Raw genomic sequence first — 1,588 nt, forward strand, 5'->3', positions numbered from 1 at the left:
GGCCTGCGCCGGCGCGCGGCCGCGAACCTTCGGTCAGCTCACGTCGCCGCGCCAGGCTCCGGTCTCACCGCCCCGCGACTCGATGAACTCCTTGAACCGGGCGAGGTCGCCCTGGACCTGGCGGTCGTCGAAGTTCAGCGCGCTGCCCACCTTCTCGGTGGTGCCCTCCGGCGCCCAGTCGAGCTGCACCGTGACACGCGTCTCGTCGTCCTGGAGCCGGTGGAACGTGACCACACCGGCCTGCTGCGGCCCGGTCCTGCTGGCCCAGGCGACCCGCTCGTCCGGGTGCTGCTCGGTGATCTCGGCGTCGAACTCGCGCTCGACCCCGCCCACCGAGGTCTTCCAGTGCGTATGGGTCGGGTCCAGCTGACGGATCTCCTGAACGCCCTCCATGAACCGTGGGAACTGCTCGAACTGCGTCCACTGGTTGTAGGCGGTGCGCACGGGCACCTCCACGTCGATCGACTTCGTGATGCTGGCCACGAGCGTCTCCTTCCGTCGGGTCTTTTCACCCTCACCCGGGCGCAGCCCACTCGCTCGCCGAGGTCTAGCCTGCAGACGTGCCGTCCGAGACCAGCCCCACCGCCCGCGCGCTGCGCGCCCTGGAGATCCTGCAGACGCGCCCGGGCACGACGGCGGACGAGCTCGGCGACCGGCTCGGCGTCACGGAGCGGGCCGCCCGCCGGTACGTCGAGATCCTGCGGGAGGCGGGGATCCCCGTCACCTCGGCCCGGGGGCCGCACGGCGGCTACCGGCTCGGGCGCGGCACCCGGCTCCCGCCGGTCACGTTCACGCAGACCGAGGCGCTCGGCCTGGTCATGGCCGTGCTCGACAGCCACCCCGAGGCCGACGACCTCGTCAGCACCGCGCTCGGCAAGGTCATCCGCGCGCTGCCCGAGGACGTCGGCCGGCAGGCCGCCACCCTGCGCGAGCACGCGTCCGCGGCCCCGGACCGGTACGCGGCCCGCCCGGACACCGCCGTCACCAGCGAGCTCGTCGCCGCGGTCGCCGCCCGACGGCGCGTGCTGGTCACCTACCGCGGCGAGTCCGGCAGCGAGTGGGTCGCCGAGGTGGACCCCTGGGCCGTCGTCGTCCGGTACGGGCGCTGGTACCTCCTGTGCCACTCGCACCGCGCCGACGCCGTGCGCACCTACCGCGTGGACCGGGTCCTCGCCGTCGAGCACACGGACCGGCCGTTCGAGCCGCCCGCCGGCCTCGACCCCGTCGCGACGCTGGAGGAGCATCTCGGCACCGGCTGGCAGTTCACCACGCGCGTCGTGTTCGACGCGCCGCTCGCGGACGTCGCCCCGTGGATCGGCGCGCAGATGGGGCGCCTCGAAGCCGTCGGGGAGGACCGGTGCGTGCTGACGGGCACCACCCGCAACCCCGCGATGTACGCGCAGGAGTGGCTGGCGAGCGTGCCGTTCGCCTTCCGGGTCGAGGACGGCCCGGAGCTGCGGGCCGCGGTCGCGACGCTCGCGGACCGTCTGGCGGCTGCAGTGAGGACCCCTGACCCTGACGGCCCCGGGTCGTGAGATCGGTCGGCTGCTTTGAGATCGGTCCATCGATGGACCGATCTCAAAGCAAC

2 protein-coding genes are annotated in these 1,588 nt (G+C 73.5%); one reads left to right on the forward strand and one right to left on the reverse strand.

The annotated features are described in order from the left end of the window. Positions 1–33: 33 nt before the first annotated feature. Complete coding sequence (locus ACFWEJ_RS28640; RefSeq protein ID WP_377232547.1) at positions 34–483, reverse strand: SRPBCC family protein; 450 nt, start codon at positions 481–483, stop codon at positions 34–36. Between the two features lie 77 nt (positions 484–560). Between ACFWEJ_RS28640 and ACFWEJ_RS28645 the strand changes: the two genes are divergently transcribed. Then, entirely contained in the window at positions 561–1,535 is a 975-nt protein-coding gene (locus ACFWEJ_RS28645; protein WP_377232548.1) for a helix-turn-helix transcriptional regulator, read from the forward strand. Positions 1,536–1,588: the final 53 nt, after the last annotated feature.

It is taken from the genome of Promicromonospora sp. NPDC060204, from assembly GCF_042728455.1.
Classification (GTDB): domain Bacteria; phylum Actinomycetota; class Actinomycetes; order Actinomycetales; family Cellulomonadaceae; genus Promicromonospora.